The 24,948-nt window shown below is 71.9% G+C and carries 24 protein-coding genes; 7 read left to right on the top strand and 17 right to left on the bottom strand.

Translation table 11 applies throughout. From position 1 onward, the window contains the following. Window positions 1-54: 54 nt before the first annotated feature. Window positions 55-1,227: a serine hydrolase domain-containing protein gene (locus ACIBAF_RS02470; protein WP_399461212.1), complete on the bottom strand. Its 1,173-nt coding sequence runs from the start codon at window positions 1,225-1,227 to the stop codon at window positions 55-57. Next, complete coding sequence (locus ACIBAF_RS02465; protein WP_399461211.1) at window positions 1,224-3,830, bottom strand: M14 family zinc carboxypeptidase; 2,607 nt, start codon at window positions 3,828-3,830, stop codon at window positions 1,224-1,226. Before ACIBAF_RS02465 ends, ACIBAF_RS02470 begins: the two co-directional genes overlap by 4 nt. A 225-nt stretch (window positions 3,831-4,055) precedes the next feature. Here ACIBAF_RS02465 and ACIBAF_RS02460 point away from each other — a divergent pair, with 225 nt between their 5' ends. Both ACIBAF_RS02460 and ACIBAF_RS02455 read left to right on the top strand, forming a co-directional pair. Further along, window positions 4,056-4,883, top strand: coding sequence for an EI24 domain-containing protein (locus tag ACIBAF_RS02460; protein WP_399461210.1), 828 nt, complete (start codon window positions 4,056-4,058; stop codon window positions 4,881-4,883). A gap of 118 nt (window positions 4,884-5,001) precedes the next feature. Then, window positions 5,002-5,427, top strand: a complete 426-nt coding sequence (locus tag ACIBAF_RS02455) for a hypothetical protein (protein WP_399461209.1) — start codon at window positions 5,002-5,004, stop codon at window positions 5,425-5,427. Here ACIBAF_RS02455 and ACIBAF_RS02450 read toward each other — a convergent pair. The 3 genes from ACIBAF_RS02450 to ACIBAF_RS02440 all read right to left on the bottom strand — a co-directional run bounded on the left by ACIBAF_RS02450 (window position 5,412) and on the right by ACIBAF_RS02440 (window position 7,959). Further along, window positions 5,412-6,698, bottom strand: coding sequence for a pyroglutamyl peptidase (locus ACIBAF_RS02450; protein WP_399461208.1), 1,287 nt, complete (start codon window positions 6,696-6,698; stop codon window positions 5,412-5,414). The genes ACIBAF_RS02455 and ACIBAF_RS02450 overlap by 16 nt on opposite strands. A 134-nt stretch (window positions 6,699-6,832) precedes the next feature. Then, a complete protein-coding gene (locus ACIBAF_RS02445) occupies window positions 6,833-7,105 on the bottom strand; it encodes a DUF6234 family protein (RefSeq protein WP_399461207.1) in 273 nt (90 codons plus the stop codon). A gap of 269 nt (window positions 7,106-7,374) precedes the next feature. Then, on the bottom strand, window positions 7,375-7,959 hold the full coding sequence (locus tag ACIBAF_RS02440; protein ID WP_399461344.1) for a TetR/AcrR family transcriptional regulator: 585 nt from the start codon (window positions 7,957-7,959) through the stop codon (window positions 7,375-7,377). Window positions 7,960-8,066: 107 nt separating this feature from the next. Between ACIBAF_RS02440 and ACIBAF_RS02435 the strand changes: the two genes are divergently transcribed. Next, window positions 8,067-10,490 carry a glycoside hydrolase family 3 protein gene (locus ACIBAF_RS02435; protein WP_399461206.1) on the top strand — a complete coding sequence of 808 codons (2,424 nt, stop codon included), beginning with the start codon at window positions 8,067-8,069 and terminating at the stop codon, window positions 10,488-10,490. Window positions 10,491-10,611: 121 nt separating this feature from the next. Here the strand turns inward: ACIBAF_RS02435 and ACIBAF_RS02430 are convergent, their stop codons facing one another. Beyond that, the gene (locus ACIBAF_RS02430) at window positions 10,612-11,589 is read right to left on the bottom strand and encodes an aldose epimerase family protein (RefSeq protein ID WP_399461205.1); all 978 of its coding nucleotides are present in this window, start codon (window positions 11,587-11,589) and stop codon (window positions 10,612-10,614) included. A gap of 37 nt (window positions 11,590-11,626) precedes the next feature. Then, on the bottom strand, window positions 11,627-12,529 hold the full coding sequence (locus tag ACIBAF_RS02425; protein WP_399461204.1) for an SGNH/GDSL hydrolase family protein: 903 nt from the start codon (window positions 12,527-12,529) through the stop codon (window positions 11,627-11,629). 263 nt (window positions 12,530-12,792) lie between these two features. Between ACIBAF_RS02425 and ACIBAF_RS02420 the strand changes: the two genes are divergently transcribed. Further along, a complete protein-coding gene (locus tag ACIBAF_RS02420) occupies window positions 12,793-13,287 on the top strand; it encodes a DUF3145 domain-containing protein (RefSeq protein ID WP_079662606.1) in 495 nt (164 codons plus the stop codon). Between the two features lie 75 nt (window positions 13,288-13,362). On the opposite strand, the gene ACIBAF_RS02415 is transcribed toward ACIBAF_RS02420, so the two are convergent. The 5 genes from ACIBAF_RS02415 to ACIBAF_RS02395 form a co-directional block, all read right to left on the bottom strand. Then, window positions 13,363-14,643, bottom strand: a complete 1,281-nt coding sequence (locus ACIBAF_RS02415; protein ID WP_399461203.1) for a beta-ketoacyl-[acyl-carrier-protein] synthase family protein — start codon at window positions 14,641-14,643, stop codon at window positions 13,363-13,365. Window positions 14,644-14,723: 80 nt separating this feature from the next. Next, complete coding sequence (locus tag ACIBAF_RS02410; RefSeq protein ID WP_057583001.1) at window positions 14,724-14,972, bottom strand: acyl carrier protein; 249 nt, start codon at window positions 14,970-14,972, stop codon at window positions 14,724-14,726. Between the two features lie 80 nt (window positions 14,973-15,052). Then, entirely contained in the window at window positions 15,053-16,054 is a 1,002-nt protein-coding gene (locus ACIBAF_RS02405; protein WP_399461202.1) for a ketoacyl-ACP synthase III, read from the bottom strand. A gap of 9 nt (window positions 16,055-16,063) precedes the next feature. Then, window positions 16,064-16,984: an ACP S-malonyltransferase gene (locus ACIBAF_RS02400; RefSeq protein ID WP_399461201.1), complete on the bottom strand. Its 921-nt coding sequence runs from the start codon at window positions 16,982-16,984 to the stop codon at window positions 16,064-16,066. Window positions 16,985-17,073: 89 nt separating this feature from the next. Beyond that, complete coding sequence (locus ACIBAF_RS02395) at window positions 17,074-18,279, bottom strand: PucR family transcriptional regulator (protein ID WP_399461200.1); 1,206 nt, start codon at window positions 18,277-18,279, stop codon at window positions 17,074-17,076. A 173-nt stretch (window positions 18,280-18,452) separates the two neighbouring features. Between ACIBAF_RS02395 and ACIBAF_RS02390 the strand changes: the two genes are divergently transcribed. Then, complete coding sequence (locus ACIBAF_RS02390; protein WP_399461343.1) at window positions 18,453-19,106, top strand: pirin family protein; 654 nt, start codon at window positions 18,453-18,455, stop codon at window positions 19,104-19,106. On the opposite strand, the gene ACIBAF_RS02385 is transcribed toward ACIBAF_RS02390, so the two are convergent. Further along, window positions 19,107-19,931 carry a serine hydrolase domain-containing protein gene (locus ACIBAF_RS02385; protein WP_399461199.1) on the bottom strand — a complete coding sequence of 275 codons (825 nt, stop codon included), beginning with the start codon at window positions 19,929-19,931 and terminating at the stop codon, window positions 19,107-19,109. Between the two features lie 30 nt (window positions 19,932-19,961). Further along, the gene (locus ACIBAF_RS02380; protein ID WP_399461198.1) at window positions 19,962-20,432 is read right to left on the bottom strand and encodes a GNAT family N-acetyltransferase; all 471 of its coding nucleotides are present in this window, start codon (window positions 20,430-20,432) and stop codon (window positions 19,962-19,964) included. A gap of 97 nt (window positions 20,433-20,529) precedes the next feature. Here ACIBAF_RS02380 and ACIBAF_RS02375 point away from each other — a divergent pair, with 97 nt between their 5' ends. Then, the gene (locus tag ACIBAF_RS02375) at window positions 20,530-20,994 is read left to right on the top strand and encodes a MerR family transcriptional regulator (protein WP_399461197.1); all 465 of its coding nucleotides are present in this window, start codon (window positions 20,530-20,532) and stop codon (window positions 20,992-20,994) included. Next, a complete protein-coding gene (locus tag ACIBAF_RS02370; RefSeq protein WP_399461196.1) occupies window positions 20,991-22,007 on the top strand; it encodes an aldo/keto reductase in 1,017 nt (338 codons plus the stop codon). The genes ACIBAF_RS02375 and ACIBAF_RS02370 overlap by 4 nt, the downstream gene beginning before the upstream one ends. Here ACIBAF_RS02370 and ACIBAF_RS02365 read toward each other — a convergent pair whose 3' ends face one another. The 3 genes from ACIBAF_RS02365 to ACIBAF_RS02355 form a co-directional block, all read right to left on the bottom strand. After that, on the bottom strand, window positions 22,008-22,859 hold the full coding sequence (locus ACIBAF_RS02365) for a DUF4429 domain-containing protein (protein ID WP_399461342.1): 852 nt from the start codon (window positions 22,857-22,859) through the stop codon (window positions 22,008-22,010). Between the two features lie 58 nt (window positions 22,860-22,917). Continuing rightward, window positions 22,918-24,135 carry an alpha/beta hydrolase gene (locus ACIBAF_RS02360; RefSeq protein WP_399461195.1) on the bottom strand — a complete coding sequence of 406 codons (1,218 nt, stop codon included), beginning with the start codon at window positions 24,133-24,135 and terminating at the stop codon, window positions 22,918-22,920. Window positions 24,136-24,258: 123 nt separating this feature from the next. After that, entirely contained in the window at window positions 24,259-24,885 is a 627-nt protein-coding gene (locus ACIBAF_RS02355) for a TetR family transcriptional regulator (protein ID WP_399461194.1), read from the bottom strand. Between the last annotated feature and the right edge of the window lie 63 nt (window positions 24,886-24,948).

Genomic DNA, 24,948 nt, shown 5'->3' with positions numbered 1-24,948 from the left:
GCCGCACCCCTGGACGTGGGGTGCGGCCTTCGCCCGTATCTCAGCGCCCGGCGGTCACTCCGCCAGCGCCGCCCGGTGGACGGCCGCCGCAAGCCGGTCGTTCTCCGGGGCCGCCCCGCCCGGGAACGCGAACCGGCGCCGCGTGTAGCCGTAGGCGAGCCCGCTGCGCGGGTCCGCGAACGCCTGGCAGCCGCCCGCCCCCGCGTGCCCGAACGCACCGGCGCCCAGGAACGGGTGCCAGGCGTCCGCGGTGGCCTGGAAGCCGAGACCGAACGATTTGTGCCTGCGCGACACCACGTCGTATCCCACGGAGTGCAGCTGCCCGAACTCCGCCGCCGTGTCCTCCTTCAGCAGCGGCGCCTTCCCGTCGACCTCGCTGATCGCCGCCGCGTACATCCCGGCCAGCCCGCGCGCCGAGGCGACCCCGCCCACCGAGGCCGGCCCCTTGGCTCGGATCAGGGGGTCGTTCGGCAGGAGTTCCAGGTCGGTCGGCTCGGCGGTGTGACGGTTGGAGGCGATCGCGGCGAGGGTGTGCGGCCCGGTGGTCTGGGAGTCCAGCAGCGCCCGCTGCTCGGCCGTCGGCGCCATCGGCTGCGCGGTGCGGAAACGCGGCTCGTGCACCGCCGGCAGCCCCAGGAAGAAGTCCAGCCCGTACGGGACGCGCACCCGCTCCTCGTACACCTCCTGGAGCGTGCGCCCCGTGGCCCGCCGGACGACCTCGCCGGTGAGCGCACCGATGACCAGCGCGTGGTAGCCGAAGGCGGTGCCCGGACGCCAGAACGGGCGCTGGTCGGCGAGGCGTTCGGCGATCTGCCGGTCGTCGGCCAGCTCCTGCGGCGAGAAACCGCCGTCGGTGCCGATCACCCCGGCCCGGTGCGCGAGCAGCTCGCGCAGGGTCAGCGCGCCCTTGCCCTCGGCGGCGAACTCCGGCCAGTAGTAAGTGACCTTGCGGTCCAGCTCCAGGGTGCCCTCCTGCACCAGCAGCGCGACCACCAGATGGGCGGCGCCCTTGGTCGACGAGTAGACGCCGTAGAGCGACTCGGGGCCGGCGCCGTCCCCGGCCGCCCACAGGTCGACGACCTGCCTGCCGTGCACGTACGCGCACAACTGGCCTTCGTAGTCGGGCTGTTCCTCCGCTACGAACGCGGCGAACTCCTCCCGGACCGCTTCGTAACCGTCGGCGACGGTGCCGTGGATCTCCTTCGCCGTCCGATGCAACCGAGTCATCCGCTCTCCTCAACCGGCCCGCTGCTCGCGTGTGCCTGTGCCATGGTGATCAATGCCTGTGCGACCTGCGGAAACTCTCCCTTGGGATGGTCCCGGAAGAGGGGTTCCGTGCCGAACAGGACAGCGTGCGGCCCGCTCACGACCGACGCCTGCCCGGCCGCGGCGGCGGGCCCGCCCGAGCCGTCGGCCAGCGGCCGCCAGTGCCCGGAGACGAGCGGGTTCCGGGCGGCGTACGACTGCTCGACGCGTACCCCGGGGCCGAGACCGGTGAACCAGACCGGCGCGTAGACGAAGGAGTGGTCCGGGGCGCCGGCCGTGACCCGGCCGCCCGAGTTGACCACCCGCACCACGCCGTTGGCGTCCCCGTTGCCCGCGACGGCCGTCACGTCCAGCAGCCCGGCCCCGGTACCGACCGCGGCCCCGCCGACGCCCCGCCCGACCAGCCCGTGACCGGCGAGGAAGGCGTCGAGGGCGGTGCGCGCGGACGCGCCGAGGGCGGCCCGGTCGAGCCCGGCCGACACGAACAGCACGTCCACCGACGACCAGTCGAAGCCCGCGTTCAGGACGGCCGCGGACACCGGCGTGACCTCGAAGCCCATCTCCCGCAGCGCGAACAGCTCACCCGCGGTGACCGCGGCGGCGACCCGCACGGAGTGCAGGGCGGTCGTCGGGCCGGTGGACGTCACGGCGGTGAAGGAGACGTCGTACGACCGTGCCGCCGCGAGCGCCCGCCGGCGCGCCGACGCGGGCACGACGACGCTTGCGTCCGCGGCCCGTCGTACTGAAACACCTTGCTTGAGAAGGGAGTTGAGGGCGGCGACCGCATTCGGGTCGTCGAGCCGCAGCCGCAGGTCACCGCGCGGGGCGACCGTGCCGACCGGGGTCGCGGCGGTGACCGGCCGCAGGCCGAGCCCGGACAGCCCGCCACCCGTCACCGGCACTGCCTGCGCCCCCCACAGCCGTCCCAGACTCCAGCCGGAGATGTCGTACATCACCGACACCTTGTCGCTGATGTCCCGCCCGTCGGCGAGCAGCACGTTCGCCAGCCCCCGCTTGGGCTGGTGCATGTCGACGACGTACGAGCCCTTCGGATACGTCCGCCCGCCGAGCCGGAAGGCCCGCGCGGCGCGGGTGACGCGGACGTCGTTGGCGAGCAGATGGTCGACGAGCCGGGCCGTGGCCGTCGCTCCCGCCGTGGTCCCCGTCTTCGCCGGCAGGACGTAGGCGCGCGGGAACGTGGTCGTGTAGACGTCCTCCGGTCCGATGCCCGGCACCCCGGGGACGGTCTGCGCCGACACCGGCACCTGCGCCGCGCCCGCGGCCCCGCGCCGGAAGACCTCGATCTGGTCGGCGATCAGCGAGGTGCGCCGGGTCCGCACGAAGTCGAGGGTGGCGCGCAGGGCGGCCCCGGCGACGTCGACGTTGACGGCGGACCGGCGGCGCAGCTCCGTGACCGGCAGCGAGTCGTAGGCGGCGTTGTTGACCGTCAGCGGGATCTCCACCGTGTGCGCGGCGACCGTGCCGTGGAAGGCCGCGTACTGCGGGGTGAAGATCGGGGGCCAGTCGTCCCAGCCCTCCGCCTGGTCCCGGAACGGGATCTGGGCGGGCTGCACGCCGTCCTTGTCGGGCGTGTAGCCGAGGCCGTTGACGGCGGACTCCATGCCGAGCGCGTTGGCGTAGGCGTTCTTCAGGAAGAGGTCGTACTCGTAGTTCTCGCCGTGCGGCGGCGTGGTCGGCTCGATGAGGGTGCCGTTGACGTAGCCGTGCAGGTCCAGCATGACGGCGGGCTGCTTGTCGATCTCGATCTGCCGCATCACGCGCGTCTCGGGCTGCGAGGCGGTGACGAAGTCCCGGTTCAGGTCGAAGCCGTCCGCGTTCGCGCGGGTTCCGGCGATCCGGCCGTCCGGGTTGGCGGTGACGTTGAAGTAGAGGCGGCTGTGGGCGAGGAGGTCCTTCGTCCGCGCGTCGTCGGCGGTGGCGAGCCGCTCGACGAGGGCGAGGGAGGCGTCCGTGCCCTCCCACTCGTTGCCGTGGATGTTGTTGTTGAAGAACACCGGCGTCTTGTAGCCGGCCTTGATCTCCGGACTCCTGGCCGCCGTGCCGGGCGCGTTCTCGATCAGCTCGCGCATCCGCTCCTGGGCCCGCGCCTGACGGGCGGTCTCGGGAGCGGTCACGGTCACCAGGTATAACCGGTGCCCGCCCGCCGAACGGCCCGTCACCTCGACGCTCACCCGGTCGCCGAGGGCCTGGAGGGCGTTGAGCTTCGGGGCGATGGCGTGGTAGGGGGTGAGGCCGAGCTTGAGGGACTTGTCGGCGGGGTTCTCAGGATCGGGGACGAGAACCTGCCGGCGGGGGTAACCGAGGGCGGCGCCGGTCCGCTCCGCCGCGGAAGCGGCCGGGGTGTCCGGGGCGGCCAGGGCGCGCAGGGCCGCGCTCTTCGGCGCTGCCGCGGCGGCCGTGCGGTCGAGGCCGGAACCCTCGCGGGTGACGGGCTTCGGATCGGCGCCTGCCGAGTGGGGGGTGAGCAGGAGTGAGCCCGTCGCGGTGAGCGCGAGGGCGGTGATCAGAACAGGTCGGGCAGGGTAGGTGCTCGTGGTGCGCACGTGTACCTCCTCTGGACTTGCCGAGATCGTTGCTTCCGGAGATCGGTACGGCGAGGTGTACCTGTTCGACTCAACTGCAACAAGAGGGCGTTGGTGTCACCGATACCCCGGATGGCCTACGAGGGCCCGCAAGTCGCCCCGCCTGTCCGGTGTTTGAGGGCTGCGGCCCGTCGAGGAGTGACGGCGGAGGTCGGGCGCGGCGGCCCCCGAGGTAAAGTTTCGGCCATGCGCGATCTCGGGGTGGGTTTCAAGTACCTCCTGGAGGGCCAGCGATGGGTGGCCCGGCACGGCAGGCAGTACGGGTGGGGACTCGTCCCCGGCCTGATCACCCTCGTCCTCTACGCGGCGGCCCTGGTGGCGCTCGCGGTGTGGGGCGAGGACTTCGTGGGCTGGGCGACGCCCTTCGCCGACGACTGGTCCAGCCCCTGGCAGGGCCTCTTCCGCGGCTTCCTCACCGTCGTGCTGTTCGCCCTCGCCCTGCTCCTGGCCGTCCTCACCTTCACCGCCGTCACCCTCATCGTCGGCCAGCCCTTCTACGAGAACCTCTCCGAGACGGTCGACCGCGACGTCTCGCCCGACGGCACGGCCCCCGAGTCCGGGCTGCCGCTCTGGCGCGAACTGTGGATCTCCGCCCGCGACAGCCTCCGCATCCTGGTCCGCGCGCTGCTGTGGGGCGTGCTGCTGTTCGCCCTCGGGTTCATCCCGGTCGCCGGGCAGACGGTCGTCCCGGTGCTCGGCTTCTTCGTCACCGGCTTCTTCCTCACCGAGGAACTCACCGCCGTCGCCCTGCAGCGCCGCGACGTCGACCTGCGCGCCCGCCTCACCCTGCTCCGCTCCCGCAAAACCCTGGTCTGGGGCTTCGGCACCCCTCTGGGTCTGGCCTTCCTGGTCCCGTTCGTCGCGGTGTTCCTGATGCCGGGCGCGGTCGCCGGCGCCACCCTCCTGGCCCGCGACCTCCTGAACGAGGAAACCCCCGACCCGGACGGGCCCGACGAGGCAGACGCCCCGCCCACCACCAGCCCGTTGACGGGTCCCCCCTCTCGGCGAGCCTGAGAACGAGGCCCGGGGGACACGCCTCTGTGTGGAAACTGTGTAGGCGACGGGGCGACGGGGTCCCCGGCGGGACACTGACGTGCCATCCCCCGCCCCAGGACCCGACCCCGGAGACGTCATGCGCAAGCCACTCGCCACTGCCCTCGGCACGGTCGTCCTCCTCGCGGGCACGTTGTTCGGCGCCCCCGCCGCCGACGCGCAGACCGCCGCCTACCCGACCTCCCACTTCGACGTCACCTACGGCAACACGTACACCCGGGGCACGCTGACCTGGTACAACCGCTCCATCGGCGTCTCGGGCATCCACAAGTCGGTCGACGTCAACGGCTGCCGGATGACCACGGTCTTCGCGATCGACCCCGCCGGCCACGAACTGGCCCACGCCGACAGCGGGTCGGCCGCCTGCGCGTACGAGTACGCGTTCCAGTTCACCGTGCCGGTGGACGTCCCCGGCGTCTCCCTCGCGCGGGTGTGCCTCGACCAGTACGTCCCGGCGACCGGGGCGATCACCTACCTGAAGTGCGTGCGCTACAGCCGCCCATGACCTCGCACGGCGGCGGCACGCGTCGTCGCGGTGGCCGCCGTCGTCAGGATCGCTCGTACCTGGGCGATGATGTCCAGTCGGTTGCGCACGAACTCCGGATCGGTGACCGTGCCGGTCGCCGGGTCGGTGTTGTCGGCCGCGAACTGCAGCACCGGCGTGTGCACATGGCCGCCCGGCAGGCGGTCGTGCAGGCCCAGCCGGTCGCGCAGCAGGGTGGCCCGGTAGGCGATCTCGTTGGAGAGGTAGTCCCCGCCGCCCCCGGCCCGCGCGGTCGACCCCGCCGTGGGTCCGTCCGGCCGGACGACGGGGTCGGCGCCGCCCGCCGGGATCTCGGTGACGCTCGTGTTGTCGTAGATCGGGAACCGGCCGGTGTCCGCGGCCACGATCGCCGCGTACGGCAGGGTCGTGGTCGTCCACTGCGGCTGCGAGGCGGGGTCGGCGACCGGGATCGTCTCCGTCCGGCCGATGTCGTCGTTGTCGGGGAAGCCGCCGCGCCAGGCCCCGTTGGTGCGCTCCACGTCGAAGCGGCCGACACGGCCCTGGCTGACGGTCGTGAACAGGTCGACGTGCGGCAGATACGGCCGCAGGGCGCGCTCCACCGTGCCCTCGGCGAAGTCCTGCCAGCGCACGGGGAAGACGGCGGTCTCGACCCGCGCGGGCCCGTCCGCGGTCTGGATCACCGTGCCGTCGAGGGCGAGAGCCGTCGCCCCGGACGGGTTGGAGATGCGGATGTCCCGGTCCAGGGTGAAGGGGTCGAAGCCGGTGACCAGCACCCGCTTCAGCCCCTTGGCGTGCTGCTGCGGGTAGCGGATGTCGGTCTGTCCGCGCGAGGTCTGCTCCAACCGGTCCAGCAGCGCGGTGCGTTGGGCCGCCGTCAGCTCGAACTTCGGTTCCCAGGCGCGCACTTCCCTCGTCATGCCCAGCCGCGCCCAGTACAGCGGCCGGTCGTCGTCCCGGCTGAGGTCGCCGCCGGCCGGCCCTCGCCCCTGCGCCCGGTCGACGGCCCGCCGCCACAGGGCCGATCCCTGCCGTGCGACGACCCGGCGGGCCTCGGCGTAGGAGCGCGCGGCGCCGAGCGCACGGGTGAACTCGGCTGCCACGGCGTCGAATCCGGAGCGTTGGAGTATCTCCCGGGGCACGGCCCGGTCGAGCCGCTGTTCCTCCACCGTGGGCGAAGGGGCGGTTCCGGCCGCCGCCGGGACCGTGGGGGCCGCGAGCCCCGCCAGCAGGGTCAGTCCGAGGATGCCGATCCGAACACGAAGAGAACTCATGGGAGAACTCAAGGGAGTTCAGTCCTTCCGTCGCTGTGGGGGGAGCGTGGAGCGTCGTGCCGAACGGCGGCAGTATCGCGTGACGGAAGTGGTCCACGCCATGGCGTGTGACCGGTGTGGGGTCTGCGGGTGGTTCAGGCGGGCAGCATCAGCAGGGCGAGCAGCAGCGCCGGAACCGCCTGGAACACCGCTGCTCCACGCAGCCGGGCCAGCCACAGCACGACGCCGATGGCCGCCACCAGCCCGCAGGCCGTGCCCAGTTCGGCCCACGGCGGCTCGGCCGGCTTGTCGTCGTAGGCCGCCGCCCATCCGGTCATGCCGACCGCCAGCCACCCGTACCCGACGACCAGGGCGTTGACGGGCAGCAGAGCGACAGCCGTGACGATGTTTCTCCCCCTCGTGCGCATACGGCTCATCCTGGCCCCGGGTCCCGGCCGCACGCCTGAGTAGGCGTACCTACCCCGGAATCCGGGCGGCCGCCTCCCGCAGGGCGGCGACGAACGCCTCCACCACCGGAGTCGACGAGCGGCCCCGTTCCGTCGCCGCGTACACCGCCCGCGCCGGGGCGCTCTCGTCGAGGGCTGTTTCGCCCCGAGGCGCAGATCGAGGTCGAGGTGGTGGCGGCGGTACCCGCCGCCGACTAGGACCCGTCCGGCGGTCCGGTCCGGTCCGGCCGTCAGTCGAGTTCCTCGCCCAGCAGGCGCAGGAAGTCGCGGAACGCGGCCGGCATGTCCACCGACTCCCGGTCCAGCAGCCACTGGTACTGCAGGCCGTCCATCACCGCGATGAGGAGGGGGGCCGTCCGCTCCGGCGTCAGTCCGTTCGGCAGCCGCTCGCCGTACTCGGCGCGCAGTACCGCCGTCATGTTCGCCCGCGCCTGCCGGTAGCGCTCCGTGAAGTACTCCCGCGCCGGATGCCCCTCCGTGACGCTCTCGCCGAGCAGCGCCGAGAAGGTCTGGATGATGCCGGGCCGCATCGCGTTGTACTCGACCAGCGAGGCCAGCAGATCCACCCGCCACTGCGCGGCCGGCGTCGCGTCCCACTGGTCGCGTTCCTGGAGCACCGCCACCAGCAGCGCGTCCTTCGTGGGGAAGTGGTGCAGCAGCCCCTGCTGGGTCAGTCCGACCCGCTCGGCCACCGCCGCCAGGCTCGCTCCCCGGTAACCGCGCTCGGCGATCACCTCCAGGGCCGCCCGAACGATCTCGGCCCGCCGTTCCTCGCTCCTGGTCGTCCTGGCGCTCATGCCGTCACGGTACGGCATCCGGCCCAGCGCGAATAACGACAAGATAACGAAACCTACCGTTCTACAGGTGACTCGTGCACGATGGGGCACGCAAGGAAAGCTGCGCTCAACGAGGAGGCCCCGCCATGGCGGAAACCGGAGCAGCCGTCGAGGCGGCCCTCGGCAAGCTCGACCTGGACGCCAAGGCCCGGCTGCTGGCCGGCCAGGACATGTGGTCGCTGCCCGCCCTGCCGGAGATCGGCCTGAGGTCCCTCGTCATGTCCGACGGACCGATCGGCGTCCGGGGCGTGCGCTGGACCGCCGACGACCCGTCCGTCGCCCTGCCCTCCCCGAGCGCGCTGGCCGCCGCCTGGGACCCGGAGCTCGCCCGCCGCGCCGGGACCCTCCTCGCCCAGGAGGCCCGCCGCAAGGGCGTCGACGTCCTGCTCGCCCCCACCGTCAACCTGCACCGCTCCCCGCTCGGCGGCCGGCACTTCGAGGCGTACAGCGAGGACCCGTACCTGACCGGCCGTATCGCGACCGGTTACGTGACGGGCGTGCAGGAAGGCGGCGTCGGCACCACCGTCAAGCACTTCGTCGCCAACGACGCCGAGACCGACCGCTTCACCGTGAACAACCTGGTCGGCGAGCGCGCCCTGCGCGAGCTGTACCTCGCCCCCTTCGAAGCCGTCGTCGAGAACGCCCGCCCGTGGGGCGTCATGACCGCCTACAACACGGTCAACGGCACGACGATGACCGAGCACCACCGCCTCGTGAACGAGGTCCTGCGCGGCGAGTGGGGCTTCGACGGCTTCAACGTCTCCGACTGGATGGCCGCCCGTGACACGGTCGGCGCCCTGAGGGGCGGCCTCGACGTCGCCATGCCGGGCCCGCAGACCGTCTACGGCGAGGCCCTCGCCCAGGCCGTCCGCGACGGCCGCGTCGAGGAGTCCGAGGTCGACGAGGCCGTACGCCGCGTCCTGCTGCTGGCCGCCCGCGTCGGCGCCCTCGCGGACGTCGCCCCGGCCGTCGCCGAGCCGCCCGCCCCGGTCGACGGCGAGGCCCTGGCCCGTGAACTGGCCCGCCGCTCCTTCGTCCTGGTCCGCAACGAGCACGAGACGCTCCCGCTGAGTCCGACCGGCACCGTCGCCCTCATCGGCGCGGCCGCCCGCGACGCCCGGGTCCTCGGCGGCGGCTCCGCCACCGTCTTCCCCGCCCGCACGGTCTCCCCGCTCGACGGCCTCACCGCCGCCCTCCCCGAGGGCGCCCTCACCTACGCCGTCGGCGCCGACCCGATCACGGAACTCGCGGTCGCCGACAAGGGCTTCGCGCTGCGGGCCGTCTGCCGGGACGCGGACGGAAACATCCTCGGAACCGGTTCCGCGCCCAACGGCCAGATCCAGTGGATGGGCGCGGACCTCCCCGAGGGCGTCACCCACGAACGCCTCCACACCGTCGAGCTGACCGGCACGTTCACCCCGCGCGACACCGGCCCGCACACCTTCGGCGTCAAGGGAACCGGCGCCTTCCGGCTCACCGTCGCGGGGACGACGTACTTCGACGACGTCCAGCTCCCCGCCGACGACACCGACCCCTTCGAGGCGTTCTTCGGCTCCCCGGCGCCCCACGCACAGGCCGAGCTGACCGCCGGCGAACCGGTCGAGGTCTCCCTCGCCTATGTCCACGCGGTCCCCGAGGAGTTCCCGTTCAAGGTCGTCGCCTTCGCGCTCGCCCATCTGGAGCCGCAGCGCGACGCCGACGAGCTGATCGCCGAGGCCGTCGAGGCGGCGCGGGCCGCGGACACGGCCGTCGTCGTGGTCGCCACCACCGACCGCGTCGAGTCCGAGGGCTTCGACCGCAAGGACCTGCGCCTCCCCGGCCGGCAGGACGACCTCGTCCGCGCCGTCGCCGCCGCCAACCCGAACACCGTCGTGGTCGTCAACGCCGGCTCCCCGGTGGAGCTGCCGTGGCGGGAGGACGTCGCGGCCGTCCTGCTCACCTGGTTCCCCGGCCAGGAGGGCGGCGCGGCCCTGGCGGACGTCCTGACCGGCGCCCACGAACCCGGCGGCCGGCTCCCCAGCACCTGGGGCTCCCTCGCCGACGCCCCCGTCACCCAGGTCACCCCGGCGGACGGCGAACTCCCGTACACCGAGGGCGTCTTCATCGGCTACCGCGCCTGGGAGAAGGAGAACCGCACCCCGGCCTACCCCTTCGGCCACGGTCTCGGCTACACCGACTGGACCTACGAGTCGGTCGGCCTCGCGGGCTCCACGGTCACGGTGCGCCTGCGCAACACCGGCGAGCGGCCGGGCCGGGAGGTCGTGCAGGTGTACCTCGCGCCCACCGGCACGGCCCCCGCACCCGACCGCCCGGCCCGCTGGCTGGCCGGCTTCGCCGCCGTGGAGGCGGGCCCGGGGGAGAGCGCCGAGGTCACCGTGGACCTCCGCGACCGTGCCTTCGAGGTGTGGGACGAGGCGGACCACCGGTGGTCCTTTGTGAAAGGTTCGTACGAAATCCAGGTGGGCCGCTCGATCGCGGACCGCCGGATCACCGCGACGATTAACGTGTGATCAGGCGCTCGTCGCCCCACGAACAGCCCCGGTCCGGGACCTGACCCCTGGACCGGGGCAACATCTTTTTCTGCCTCTGCTTTCTACGTCTTTTTTCTACGTCTTTTTCTACGAGCCTTCTCTATCGGACCGAGAAGCCGTACACCGTCTCCGAGCGGTACACGTCCCCCGGCCGCAGCACCGTGCTCGGGAACTCCGGCCGGTTCGGGGAGTCGGGGAAGTGCTGGGTCTCCAGCGCCACGCCCTCGCAGGGCACGAACGGCTCGCCGAGGTGGTCCGCGGTGTACACCTGCAGCCCCGGCTCGGTCGTCGACACCGTCAGCGCCCGCCCGGTCGCCGGATCGTGCAGCTCGGCCGCCTCCTCCGGCGCGTCGGTGACGCCCTTGTCGAGCACGAAGTTGTGGTCGAGGCCGGAGCCGGTCTTGCGGGCCGTGCGGAAGTCGTAGGGGCTGCCCCCGACCGCCGCGAGCTCTCCGGTCGGGATGAGGTCGGCGTCGACCGGGGTGTACCGGGAGGCCGCCAGCCGCAGTTCATGGCCGGTGGCGTCCCCGCTGCCCGGCCCGCCGAGGTTGAAGTAACCGTGGTTGGTCAGGTTCACCACCGTCGGCGCGTCCGTGACCGCCTCGTACGCGCACCGCAGCGCCCCCGACGCGTCGAGGGTGTACGTCGCCGAGACCTCCAGACGGCCCGGGAAGCCCTCCTCGCCGTGCGGGCTGACCCGGCTCAGCCGCAGCCCGTGCTCCATCGGCTCCACGTCCCACACCCGCTTGTCGAAGCCCCGTGCGCCGCCGTGCAGGGACCCCGGCGCGTTGTTGGGCTCCAGCGCGTACGTCACGTCGTCCAGCGGGAAGCGGGCGTGCGCGATCCGGTTGGCGTACCGTCCGATCAGCGCGCCGAGATAGGGCTCCGGGTGGGTGAGATAGCCGTCCAGGTCCGCGAAGCCCAACACCACGTTCGCCGTCCGGCCGTCCCGGTCCGGAACCTCCACGGACTGCACGATTCCGCCGTACGACAGGACCCGCACCCGCGTGCCCGCCCGCTCCAGGGTCCAGCGGTGCACCGGAGTGCCGTCGGAAAGTGTTCCGAAGTGTTCGCTCATGAGCGAAACTTTAAGTCACCAGACCTCCGGAACCTCGTTACGAAGCCTTCGCCGTCACCGCGCGGTAGGCGATCTCCGCGAGCCGCGCCTGCCCGTTCTTGCTCGGGTGGAACCAGTCCCAGTGGCTCAACTGATCGGTGCCGAACCGGTAGTCGTACACCGCGCCACCGTCGAACCGGCACCGCACGTCCTTCGCGCAGACCTCCTTCAGCACCGTGTTGTAGTCCTCCACCCGCTTCTGCACGGTGTCCCGCCGCAGCGTCGCCGCCGAGTCCAGCGCGTCCGCGTCGCCCAGCATCGACGGGCAGATGCCCAGCTTCCACACCTGCTTGCCCAGCGCGTTCGTCCGCCCCTGCGACCACAGCCGCTTCAGGTTCGGCACGCTCGCCACGTACACCTGCGTCTTCGGCAGTGCGCGGCGCAGCGTGCTCATCGCGTCCTCGAACTGGGCCCGGAAGTCGGCCACCGACGTCATCGCCCGAGTGGAGTCCCGACAAGCGTCGTTCGCGCCCGCCATCACCGTCACCAACTGCGGCTTGTCGGCCGCCGCCCGCGTCATCTGAGCCGGCAGGTCCGCCATCCGCGACCCGCTGGACGCGTGGTTCCAGCTGTGCGTGGTCGCCTTCGCCGCGCCCAGCAGCCGTACGGCGAGACTGTTCACCTCGGTGCTGCTGCCGGTCGCCCAGGACACCTCGGGGCAGTCCGCGAGGACCGTACACGCGTCGAAGCCGCGGGTGACCGAGTCGCCCACCGCCGCGATCGAGTCGGGGCTGGAGTCCCACACCGAGTCCGTCGACGGCGACGGCTTCGCCTGCCGCGCCTGCGTGCCCGAGGCCGCAGGGCCGTCGCCGCCCCCCAGAGCGTCACATCCGGCCAGGCCCAGTACGGCCGCCGTCGTGCCCGCGAGCACGGCCCGCGTGTGCCGGTATCGCTTTCGCATCCGCTGCTGTTCCCCTCGCTCCTCGAACAACGCCCCCCTATGACAACGCGCGGGAGTTCCCGCCGAATCACCACCCACAAGATGGAACGCTTCCCGCCCGTACAGGCGTCCTGCCGAGTGAATGGCGGTGGTTTCACGGCACTGGGACCGACGGTACGTCACACTCCTTGCGCCGCCGCAGGGTAGCCTCGCCATCAACGCGGCTGCCCGCCACCGCCGCCACGCCAGCCTGCAAGACTGTCCCGCTCTGCCCGGAGGTCCCGGTGACGACACGTGGAGTTCTGTACGTGCACTCCGCGCCGCGCGCGCTGTGCCCGCACGTCGAGTGGGCCGTGGCCGGGGTGCTCGGCACGCGCGTCAGCCTCGACTGGATCCGGCAGCCCGCCGCCCCCGGCACCTGGCGCTCGGAGTTCTCCTTCAAGGGCGAGGCCGGCACGGCGTCCAAGCTGGCGTCGGCGCTGAGAGGCTGGCACCTGCTGCGCTTCGAGGTCACCGCCGAGCCCTGCGCCACCGCCGAGGGCGAGCGCTACAGCTGCACCCCCGACCTCGGCATCTTCCACGCCGTCACCGGCATCCACGGCGACATCCTGATCCCGGAGGACCGTCTGCGCGCGGCCCTGCTGCGCAGCAGACGCGGCGAGACGGACCTGGAGAGCGAACTCTCCAAACTCCTGGGCAAGCCGTGGGACGACGAACTGGAGCCGTTCAGGTACGCGGGCGAGGGAGCACCGGTGCGCTGGCTGCACCAGGTGGTCTAAGCACGCGGGCACGTTCGGACACGTGAAGGGCCCCCACCGATCGGTGGGGGCCCTTCAGTTGCGTACAGGCGCTTTTCAGACCGTGCGGAACGCCAGGACGACGTTGTGGCCGCCGAACCCGAACGAGTCGTTCAGGGCGGCGATACGGCCCTCGACGGGCAGCTTGCGGGCCTCGCCGCGCACGATGTCCGCGTTGGCCTCGGCCTCGGGGTCGAGGTTCTCGACGTTGATGGTCGGCGGGGCGACCCGGTGGTACAGCGCGAGGACCGTCGCGACGGACTCGACACCGCCCGCGCCGCCCAGCAGGTGACCCGTCATCGACTTGGTGGCGGAGACCGCCATGTGGTCGGCGTCGTCGCCGAACACCTTGCGCAGCGCCTTCAGTTCCGCCACGTCACCGGCCGGCGTCGACGTCGCGTGCGCGTTGACGTGCACGATCTCCGCCGGGTTCAGGTCGGTGTTGTCCAGCAGGTTCTGCAGGGCGTGCGAGATGCCGCGGCCCTCGGGCTCCGGCTGCACGATGTCGTGGGCGTCGGCGGAGATGCCCTGGCCGACCGCCTCGGCGTACACCCGCGCACCGCGCTTGGCGGCGTGCTCGGCGGACTCCAGGACGATCACGCCGGCGCCCTCGCCGAGGACGAAGCCGTCACGGGCGACGTCGTAAGGACGCGAGGCGCCCTGCGGGTCGTCGTTGTTCTTGGACATCGCCATCATGTTGCCGAACGCGGCGATGGGCAGCGGGTGGATCGCCGCCTCCGTGCCGCCGGCGACGACGATGTCGGCGCGGCCGGTGCGGATCATCTCGATGGCGTAGCCGATGGCCTCCGCGCCCGACGCGCACGCCGAGACCGGCGTGTGCACGCCCGCGCGGGCGCCCACGAGCAGACCCACGTTGGCGGAGGGGCTGTTCGGCATCAGCATGGGCACGGTGTGCGGGGAGACGCGGCGGACGCCCTTCTCCTTCAGCACGTCGTACTGGTCGAGGAGGGTGGTCACGCCGCCGATGCCGGAGGCGATGACCGCGCCGAGCCGGTCGGCGTCGACGTCGCCCTCGCTGCCCGCCTCGCCGGCCTTGCCGACGAAACCGGCGTCCTTCCAGGCTTCCTGGGCCGCGATCAGCGCGAACTGCGCCGAACGGTCCAGCTTGCGGGCCTGCGGCCGCGGAATGACCTCAAGAGGCTCCACCGCGACCGGGGCCGCGATACGGACGGCCTGCTCGGCCGCCCACTCCTGCTCCAGGGCCTTGACACCGGACTTGCCGGCGACCAGACCCTCCCAGGTCGAGGCTGCGTCGCCACCCAGCGGTGTGGTTGCGCCGATACCGGTGACGACCACGGTGCGATTGGTCGGGCTCACGGATTCTTTCTCCAACATTGCGAGGATTCAACGGCGCCACCGCCGGGTGGCGGGGCAGTTCAGCCCAGGGGATCGGCTGATCAGGCCTGGTGCTTGAGGATGTAGCTCGTCGCGTCACCGACGGTCTTGAGGTTCTTGACGTCCTCGTCCGGGATCTTGACGTCGAAGCGCTCTTCGGCGGCGACGACGACCTCGACCATGGACAGCGAGTCGACGTCCAGGTCGTCGGTGAAGGACTTGTCCAGCTGGACGTCCTCAACCGGGATGCCGGCGATCTCGTTCACGATGTCGGCGAGACCGGCGACGATCTCTTCCTGAGTGGCGGCCATGTGGGCGCTCCTTCGTAGATATCCAGAGGGTGTGGCAGTGGTGCTTCCCGCACCGGACCGGGTGATCCGGCACGGAGTGCCTAGGGGAGGGTAACGACAGTGGCGGCGTAGACGAGACCCGCCCCGAATCCGATGACGAGCGCGGTGTCGCCGCTCTTCGCCTCGCCGGTCGCCAGAAGCCGCTCCATCGCGAGCGGGATCGAGGCGGCCGAGGTGTTGCCGGTGGTGCGCACGTCACGGGCGACCGTGACGGACTCCGGCAGCTTGAGAGTCTTCACCATCGAGTCGATGATCCGCTCGTTGGCCTGGTGCGGGATGAAGACGTCCAGTTCGTCGGCGGTGATGCCGGCGGCGTCCAGCGCCTCCTTGGCGACCTTCGCCATCTCGAACACGGCCCAGCGGAAGACCGCCTGGCCCTCCTGCGTGATCGCGGGGAACTTGGCGACCTCGCCGTCGCGGTAGTCCGTCCACGGCACGGTCTGCTTGATGGTGTCCGACTTGTCGCCCTCGGAGCCCCAGACCGTCGGGCCGATCGCCGGCTCCTTGGACGGGCCGACCACGACCGCGCCCGCGCCGTCGCCGAACAGGAAGGCCGTCGCGCGGTCCTCCAGGTCGGTCAGGTCGGAGAGCCGCTCGACGCCGATGACGAGCACGTACTCGGCGGACCCCTCCACCACCATGCCCTTGGCGAGGGTCAGGCCGTAGCCGAAGCCCGCGCAGCCGGCCGAGATGTCGAACGCGGCGGCCTTGTGCGTGCCGAGCTTGTCCGCGATCTCGGTGGCCACGGCCGGGGTCTGCTTGAAGTGCGAGACGGTCGAGACGACCACGGCGCCGATCTGCTCGGCGGTGATCCCGGCGTCGGCGATCGCCTTGCCGGACGCCTCGACCGACATGGCGGCGACGGTCTCCTCGTCGTTCGCCCAGTGCCGGGTCTCGATGCCGGAGCGCGAGCGGATCCACTCGTCGGAGGAGTCGATCGTCTCCAGGATGACCTCGTTGGGCACGACCCGGATGGGCCGGTAACCGCCGACGCCGAGAATGCGCGCGTACGGGGCGCCCTTACTGGGCTTGATCTTCGCCATCAGGGCTCCTTAGGCGACGCCGAGCTCGGCGATGAGCGCACGAGCGGCGTCCAGGTCGTCTGGGGTCTTCAGCGCCAGCGTCCGCACGCCGGGCAGGGCGCGCTTGGCGAGGCCGACCAGCGTGCCGCCGGGGGAGACCTCGATGATCGCGGTCGCGCCGAGCTCCTTGAAGGTCTCCATGCACAGGTCCCAGCGGACCGGGTTGGCGACCTGGCCGACCAGCCGGTCCAGCACCTCGGCGCCGGTGGCGACGGCCTGCCCGTCCTTGTTGGAGACGTAACGGAGCTTCGGGTCGGCGGGGGTGAGATCCGCGGCGGCTTTGGCGAGGGTCTCCACGGCCGGGGCCATGTGGTGCGTGTGGAAGGCGCCGGCGACCTTCAGCGGGACGACCTTGCGGACGCCCTCGGGCTTGTTCTCGTTCAGCGCGGCGAGCTGCTCCAGCGTGCCCGCGGCGACGATCTGGCCGGCGCCGTTGATGTTCGCCGGGGTCAGCCCCAGCGTCCGAAGATGCGCGACGGACACCTCGGGGTCGCCGCCGAGCAGCGCCGACATGCCGGTCTCGGTGATCGCGGCGGCCTCGGCCATGGCCAGGCCCCGCTTGCGGACGAGGGTCAGCGCGGCGGTGTCGTCGAGGACGCCGGCGAAGACGGCGGCGGTGAACTCGCCGACGCTGTGGCCCGCGACGGCGCCCGGCGTCACCTCGTCGCCCAGTGCCGCTGCGGAAACGATTCCGGCGGCCACGAGCAGCGGCTGCGCGATCGCGGTGTCGCGGATCTCGTCCGCATCGGCGTTCGTGCCGTAGTGCACCAGGTCGAGGTCGGCGGCCGCGGACAGCGCCGCGAGGCGGTCGGCGACACCGGGGAGGTCGAGCCAGGGGGTCAGGAAGCCGGGCGTCTGGGCGCCCTGGCCGGGAGCGACGAGTACGAGCACTCTCACACTCTCTCTTGGGGACGGCCAAAGCCGCCCGTGGGGACAGGGACGAAGAACGGCAGGGGGTTTTGTGGAGTCCGAACAAAAGCCTAGGTCTGGGGATCGCCATCGACCAGACGCCCCAGGATCAGTGCGATCCGGAGCGTGAACGCGGAGCGTACATCCGAAGGCGACCAACCGGTGACGTCAGTCACACGTCGAAGCCGGTAGCGCACGGTGTTCGGATGAACGAAGAGCATCCGTGCGGCCCCTTCGAGACTGGACGCCTGTTCGAGGTAGACGGAGAGCGTCTCCAGGAGCGCGGACCCGGCCTCCTCCAGCGGTCTGTAGATCTCCTCCACCAACTGCTCACGCGCACCGGGATCGCCGGCGATCGCGCGCTCCGGAAGCAGATCGTCCGCCAGTACCGGCCGGGGCGCGTCCTGCCAGGCGGAACAGGCCTTGAGCCCCGCGGCGGCGGCCTGCGCGGACCGGGTCGCGGCCAGCAGGTCGGGCACCACCGGCCCGGCGACGACGGGACCGGCGGCATACGGCCCGATCAGCGACTTGGCGACGCCGAGCGGATTGTCGCTGCCGCCCGCGATCACCACGAGCCGGGAACCGAGCACCCCGGTCAGCACCTGGAGCTTGGCGTGCCGCGCCGCCCGCCGGATGGCCTCCACCGTCAGCTCGGAGTCCCCGTCGGGCGCGGTCCCCAGGAGCACGCACACATGCTCCGGCGCGTTCCACCCGAGGGCCGCGGCCCGGCTCACGGCCCCCTCGTCGGCCTCGCCGCTCAGCACGGCGTTCACGACGAGCGACTCCAGCCGGGCGTCCCAGGCGCCGCGCGCCTCGGCCGCCTGGGCGTAGACCTGGGCGGTGGCGAAGGCGATCTCCCGGGCGTACACCAGGAGCGCCTCGCGCAGCACGTTCTCGTCGCCGGGGGCCGCGACCTCGTCGATCGCGGACTCCATGACCTCGATGGTGGTCCGCACCATCTCGACGGTCTGCCGCAGCGTGATGGCCCGCGTCAGCTCACGCGGCGCCGTGCCGAACACATCGGTGGAGATCGCCTGCGGGGCGTCCGGACGCCGGAACCACTCGGTGAAGGCGGCGATACCCGCCTGGGCGACCAGCCCGATCCAGGAACGGTTCTCCGGGGGCATCGCCCGGTACCACGGCAGTGTCTCGTCCATCCGCGCGATGGCCTGGGCGGCGAGACTTCCGGAGGACTTCTCCAGCCGTTTCAGCGTCGCGGGATGGGAGTGGACGGCGCGCGCCGCAGGGTCGGGGCGACTCGTTTCGGGTTCGGGCACATGGACAAGACTGCCTTATCGCTGCGCTCGCCTGCGCCGGTGGGTCGTGTCGTCCCCGGTGCCGCTGCCGGGGCGCTGCCGCCCCCAGCTCCCTCTTCGGCCCTCAACGCGCACGAGCCCTCGATCGCAGGACAGGCCGGTTTTTCGCTCCCCGGGTCTACGGTGGTCCCGTGATGGACGTACGGCGCGCCGACGAGCGCTACCCGGGCGGGGACCAGGCCGCCGGCATCGAGTCGTGGCACGCCTTCTCCTTCGGCCCCCACTACGACCCCGACAACCTCCGCTTCGGCCCGCTGATCGCCTGCAACGAGGAGCGCCTCGCGCCCGGCGCCGGCTTCGACGAGCACCCCCACAGCCACACCGAGATCGTCACCTGGGTGGTCGAGGGCGAGCTCACCCACCGCGACTCGGCCGGCCACGAGACGCTGGTCCGCCCCGGGGACGTCCAGCGCCTCAGCTCGGCCGGCGGCGTCCGGCACGTGGAACGCAACGACGGCCCGACCCCCCTCGCCTTCGTCCAGATGTGGCTCGCCCCCCTGGACCCCGGCGGCGACCCGTCCTACGAGATCGTCCACGGCATCGCGGACTCGACGCCGTACGCCGTCCCGGAGGCCGGCGCGATGCTCCACGTACGGCGCCTGGCAGCGGGCGAGCGCACCGCCGTACCGGACGCGCCCTACGTGTACGCACACGTCGTACGCGGCGAAGTCCGGCTGGACGGCACGCAGTTGGGTCCCGGCGACGCGGCGCGCATCGCGGACGCGAAGGACCTGGAGGCGGTGGGGGTGACGGGAGCGGAGCTGTTGGTGTGGGAGATGTCCGGTTAGTTACCGGAGTTCCGCGAGTACCGCGTCCGTGAACGGCGGCCACGCCTCGACCGCCCAGGGGCCGAAGGCGCGGTCCGTCAGGGCGACCCCGGCGACCCCCGCGTCCGGATCGATCCACAGGAACGTCCCGGACTGGCCGAAGTGGCCGAAGGTGCGGGGGGAGGACGAACTGCCCGTCCAGTGCGGGGACTTGGAGTCGCGGATCTCGAAGCCGAGACCCCAGTCGTTGGGGTTCTGGTGGCCGTAGCCCGGCAGGACGCCCTTGGCGCCCGGGTACTGCACGGTCATCGCGGCGGCCACCGTGCGCGGATCCAGCAGCCGGGGCGCCTGCACCTCGGCCGCGAAGCGCAGCAGGTCCGTCACGGTCGACACCCCGTCCTTGGCCGGAGAGCCCTCGCCCTCCAGGGAGGTGTCGGTCATCCCCAGCGGCTCCAGCACGGCCTGCCGCAGGTACTCGGCGAACGGGATGTCCGTCGCCTTCGCGAGATGGTCGCCGAGCTGCTCGAACCCGGCGTTGGAGTACAGCCGCCGCTCCCCGGGGGGCGCGGTCACCCGGTGCTCGTCGAAGGCCAGCCCGGACGTGTGCGCGAGGAGGTGACGGACCGTGGACCCGGGCGGCCCGGCCGGCTCGTCCAGCTCGATCGCCCCCTCCTCGTACGCGACGAGCGCGGCGTACGCGGCGAGCGGCTTGGTGACCGAGGCCAGCGGGAAGCGCCGGCCGACGGGACCATGGGTCCCCAGGACCGTACCGTCGGCCCGTACGACACCCGCCGCGGCGGAGGGAACCGGCCAGTTCTCGATCAACGCGAGGCTCTTCAACGACATGCCGACGAGCCTAAGGGCTGTCCCGGACGCTCACAGCAGCAGCTCCATCAGGGGGTCCGGCTTGGGCTTGAAGCCGAGGGACGCGTAGAGCGGCGCCGCGTCGGCGGACGCCGTGAGGTGGATCTTCGCGGCGCCCCGCGCGCGGAACCACTCCAGCAGCGCGGCCATGCACGCGCGCGCGTACCCTCGGCGGCGCGCGTCCGGATCGGTGGCGACGCTGAAGACGTACCCGGTGACCCCGCGCGGGTCGTCGGCCCGCCCGATCCGGTACTCGATCGTCCCGACGACCAGCGCGGCGAGCGCCCCGGCCCGCTCCGGGTGCTCCACGACGAACGCCGCGAAGTCCCCGTCGGACTCGGCCAGCCGCGCCCGCAGCGTGGGCAGCGACTCGACATGCCAGTCGGTGGACCCGTCCACGGGGCGCATCGAGTCGAGCATCACTTGACGCAGCCGCAGCACTTCGGCGGCGTCCTCGGGCAGGGCACGGCGTACGAGACTCATGCCTCGCACGCTAACCAGTGCGCTCAGGCCGCGTCCCCCGGTTTTCTTACCGTTTCCGCTTGCTTGGAGCGCACTCCAAGGCCATAGCGTTGGGGTCATGACGGTGATGGAGACCACGGGTACCAGGACCGACAGCTGCGCCGCCCCGCCGCACCCGCATCGGCGACCGGCAGGGCAGGACAGCTACACGATCAGTGAGGTCGTCGCCTTCACGGGCCTGACGGCCCACACCCTGCGCTGGTACGAGCGGATCGGCCTGATGCCGCACGTCGACCGCTCGCACACCGGCCAGCGCCGCTACAGCAACCGCGACCTGGACTGGCTCGACTTCGTCGGCAAGCTCCGGCTCACCGGCATGCCGGTCGCCGACATGGTGCGGTACGCCGAGCTGGTGCGCGAGGGCGACCAGACGTTCTCCGAGCGCTTCGAACTGCTCGAGTCGACCCGCCGGGACGTCCTGGCCCGGATCTCCGAACTGCAGGACACCCTCGCCGTACTGGACCGGAAAATCAGTTTCTATGCGGGCGCCGGGCGCGTCTACGAGAAGGAGAAAGTCGGATGACCGACAGCACGATCCCGACGGCACGACTCGGCGAGAACGGCCCCGAGGTCGGTGTCCAGGGCCTCGGCTGCATGGGCATGAGCTTCGCCTACGGCCCCGCGGACGCCAAGGAGTCCCGGGCCACCCTGGAACGCGCCCTGGAACTCGGCGTCACCCTCTACGACACGGCCGACGCGTACGGCGCGGGCGAGAACGAGAAGTTCCTCTCCCCGTTCTTCAAGGCGCACCGCGACGAGGTCGTGATCGCCACCAAGTTCGCCCTGGCGGTCCACCCGGACGACCCGACCCGGCGAATCATCCGCAACGACGCGCCCTACCTGCGCAGTTGCGTCGAGGCGAGCCTGAAGCGGCTGGACGTCGACGTCATCGACCTCTACTACATGCACCGGCGCGACGTGAGCATCCCGATCGAGGACACCGTCGGCGTGATGGCCGAGCTGGTGCGCGAGGGCAAGGTCAAGCAGCTGGGGCTGAGCGAGGTGACGGCCGCCGAGCTGCACGCCGCGCAGGGCGTCCACCCCATCGCGGCCGTGCAGTCGGAGTGGTCGCTGTTCAGCCGGGACATCGAGGCCCACGTGGTGCCCGCGGCCCGCGAACTGGGCGTGACGCTGGTCCCGTACTCCCCGCTCGGCCGGGGCTTCCTCACCGGCTCCTTCACCAACGCCGACCAGGACCTCACCGCCGACGACTTCCGCCGCCAGCAGCCCCGCTTCACCGGCGAGAACGCCGCCGCGAACGCGACGCTCCTGGACCCGATCCGCACGGTGGCGCAGGCCCACGACGCGACGGTCGGCCAGATCGCCCTCGCCTGGGTCCAGCAGCAGTCCCAGGTCCACGGCCTGCCGGTGATCCCGATACCGGGCACCCGCAAGCCGGGCCGGGTGGAGGAGAACGCGGCGGCGACCGCCATCGAGCTGACGCAGGAGGAACTGGCCCTGCTGGAGCCGATAGCGGGCAAGGTGGCAGGCGACCGCTACGCCGACATGAGGTCCACCTCCGCCGGACGCGAGTGATCACAGCTCCGACAGCAGCTCCGCCTTCTTCACGGAGAACTCCTCATCGGTGACCAGTCCGGCCCGGTGCAGTTCCCCGAGGTGACGGATGCGTTCGGCGATGTCGGCGGGATCGCGACGTGGGCTCGAGGCCGGGACGGAGGCCGCGGGCCCACGGGTGCGTACGGCAGCCAGGACCGCCGCCGCGAACGGCAGCGACTCGTGCACCGGCCCGTACCCCAGCCCGAAGACGACCGTCGCCGGATCCTGGTCGGCCTGCACCGGCGCCGGCTCCCCGTTGAGCAGCCGCAGATGCCCCTCGAACACCTCCGGCGACCGCCACTCCACCCCGCTCAGCTCGGAGACGGCGAAACTCTGGTCGCCGGCCTTCCACTTCGCCGACGACGCCCCCGTCCAGAACCACCGGAAGCGCACGGTACGTCCGTCGAACGAGGCCTTCCCGTCGTACGCCTTGAAGGACAGCGGCGCCTCGGGAGCGTCCACCAGGAAACGATCCGCCGGACCGGAGTCGGTCAGCCGTGACGTCAGCTCGTCGGCGTAGTACTCGGCGAGCGTCTCCCGTTCGGCGGGCAGCACCAGCCGGTACGGGTCGCACCCTTCCTTGAGCTGCCCCGCCGCCGCCTCCATCAACGGGTCGGCTCCCGGCCGCGGCTCCGCGTGCAGGACGACCGTCCCCCGCTTGCCGGGGGCCAGCGTCACCCGGCCGATGGCCGCCAGCGGAATCCGGCGCTCTCCCAGCGCCGACAGCAGCTTGGGCGTGCGTAGCCCCCGTTCGAAGCGGATGAGGACGGAGTCGGACTCGAACTCCCAGGCGGCATGAAATCCGGCCAGTACGTCACCCATGCGGCTCATCGTATGCGGGACACCCATTCTTCGTCCCCTCCCCGCGCGCGCCGCAATTCCTGCGTCTCTACGCGCGTCCGGCCTGTGTCGTGTCGGACAAACCCGCCGTACAGGCATTGTTGTCGTGGGCGCACTCCACCGAGCGGTACGAGCCAGTGCCGATCTCGGCGAAGTTGCGCAGGCTGTCCGTGCCCGGTTCGAAGTAGCCGCCGTGGCCCTTGGCCTCCCGTGCCGAGAGCACGCGTGCGCCGAAGGCCTCCGCCATCGGGTCCTCCCCGTGCCCGAGGCCGCCGACCTCCAGGTGCGGAATGTCCTGGATCCAGTCGTCGGCGTCCCGCATCGCCCACACCCGGGCGTCGGTGTCCAGCTGGGCCGCCTTCTCCACCCGCATCCCGGGGCTGCCGGCCACCGCTATGTCGGCCACCCGGTCCGGCATGGTGTGCGCGGCGACCCCGCACACCACGGAGCCGTAGCTGTGGCAGAACAGCGAGACGGGCGCACTCCCCGGCAGGGCGCCCAGCAGGGCGTTCAGCCGGACGGCGCCGCTCTGGGCGCGCATCGCGGTGGCCGAGTCGATGCCCAGGCCGTCGGGGGAGGTGTAGTCGGCCCAGGCGATCACGGCCGTACGCGTCGAGGGGCTCGCCTCGCGCTCGGCCGCGTAGAGGGCCTGGGCCATGCCGACGGGCGCCGAGTATCTGCGGTTGGTGCGCTGGAAGGTCAGCAGGTCGGTGTCGACGCCGGGGACGACGACGGAGATCCGGTCGGCCTTGTCGAGGCTGCCGAACACCTCGGCGACCCGGCCGGAGCCGTCGGGGTCGAAGGCGAGGATCTGCCGGCCTGCGGTGCTCAGCGCCTCGTAGCGGTGCATGCGGCGACCGGCCAGCTGCTGCCCGGAGGGCGTGAGCCGGCTGTCGTGCATACGGGTGCGCTCCAGCAGGATCTGCTGGAGCAGCGCGACGTGGTTGGCGCGGTAGCGCAGTTCGACGGGGGCGCCGTTCATGTTGCCGACCGCGAGCGGGTATTCCTGCGCGAGCGTGGTGCGCTGCGGGGCGGTCAGCGAGGCGAAGAAGCGGGCGATCCGGGCGGGGGCCGCGTCGAGATCCGGCAGCTGGTGGCCCGCGAGCCGGCCGTGCTCCCACGCGCTGCGCGCGGCCTGCACGGCGGTGCTCTCCCGCTGCTGGCGGTTGGCGGTCCAGCCGGTGGTCGCCAGCATCACGAACACCACGGCCAGGGCGGCCAGGGCGCGCCAGACGCTGAGTTGAGGGGAGGTGTCGAAGGAAGTCACTGAAAGGACACACTAGGAGAACGAGAGGGTCTCGGGTGACCCAAGTGACGGGGATCACGTTTCATTCGGCGTGGGAATGGTCATAAAGCCCTTCAGGCCTGCGCGTCTTCGCGCCTGCGCCTCTCAGGCCCCGCGCCAGTCGCCCACCAGGGCCGGGCCCACTCCGTCCAGGTACAGGGCCGTCAGCGCGCGCACCCCCTCCAGGCTGAAGTCGTCCCCGAGGGTCCACTGCCGTTCCGTCACCCGCATCACCCCGCTGAACACGGCCACCACCAGCCGCGGCCGCGGATCGGCGTCCACGTCGAGGCCCTCGCGTTCGGCGATCACCCGCGCCAGGGTCTCGTCGACCTCCTCCGAGCGCCGCAGATGCGCGGCGAGCAGCACCGGCGTCGACTCGATCACCCGGTACAGCCGCAGATACGTCTCGACCGGCACGACGGACTCGACGACGTCGTTGATCGCGTACCAGCCCTCCACGACGGCCTGGCGCAGCGCCTCCAGCGGCGCCTCGTGCGGCGGTCGTTCGCGCACCGCCGCCACGAACCGCGCCACCGTCATCTCCACCAGGGCCAGCGCGGCCTCCTCCTTGCCGGCGAAGTAGCGGAAGAAGGTGCGCTGTGAGACGTCGACGGCCTCGGCGATCTCGTCGACGGTCGTCCCCTCGTATCCCTGCGAGGTGAACAGTTCCACCGCGGCCCGCAGCAGCGCGTCCCGGGTGCGCTGCTTCTTGCGTTCGCGCAGTGTTTCCATAGGTGTCAGTTACCGACTTGTGAACTCGATTGTCAATTGTCAGTGGCTGTCACTAGCCTCGAA

Source organism: Streptomyces sp. NPDC051677 (genome assembly GCF_044453465.1).
Taxonomy (GTDB): domain Bacteria; phylum Actinomycetota; class Actinomycetes; order Streptomycetales; family Streptomycetaceae; genus Streptomyces.
Note: the sequence above shows the minus strand (reverse complement) of the source record. Positions and strands in the feature narration are given on the sequence as shown.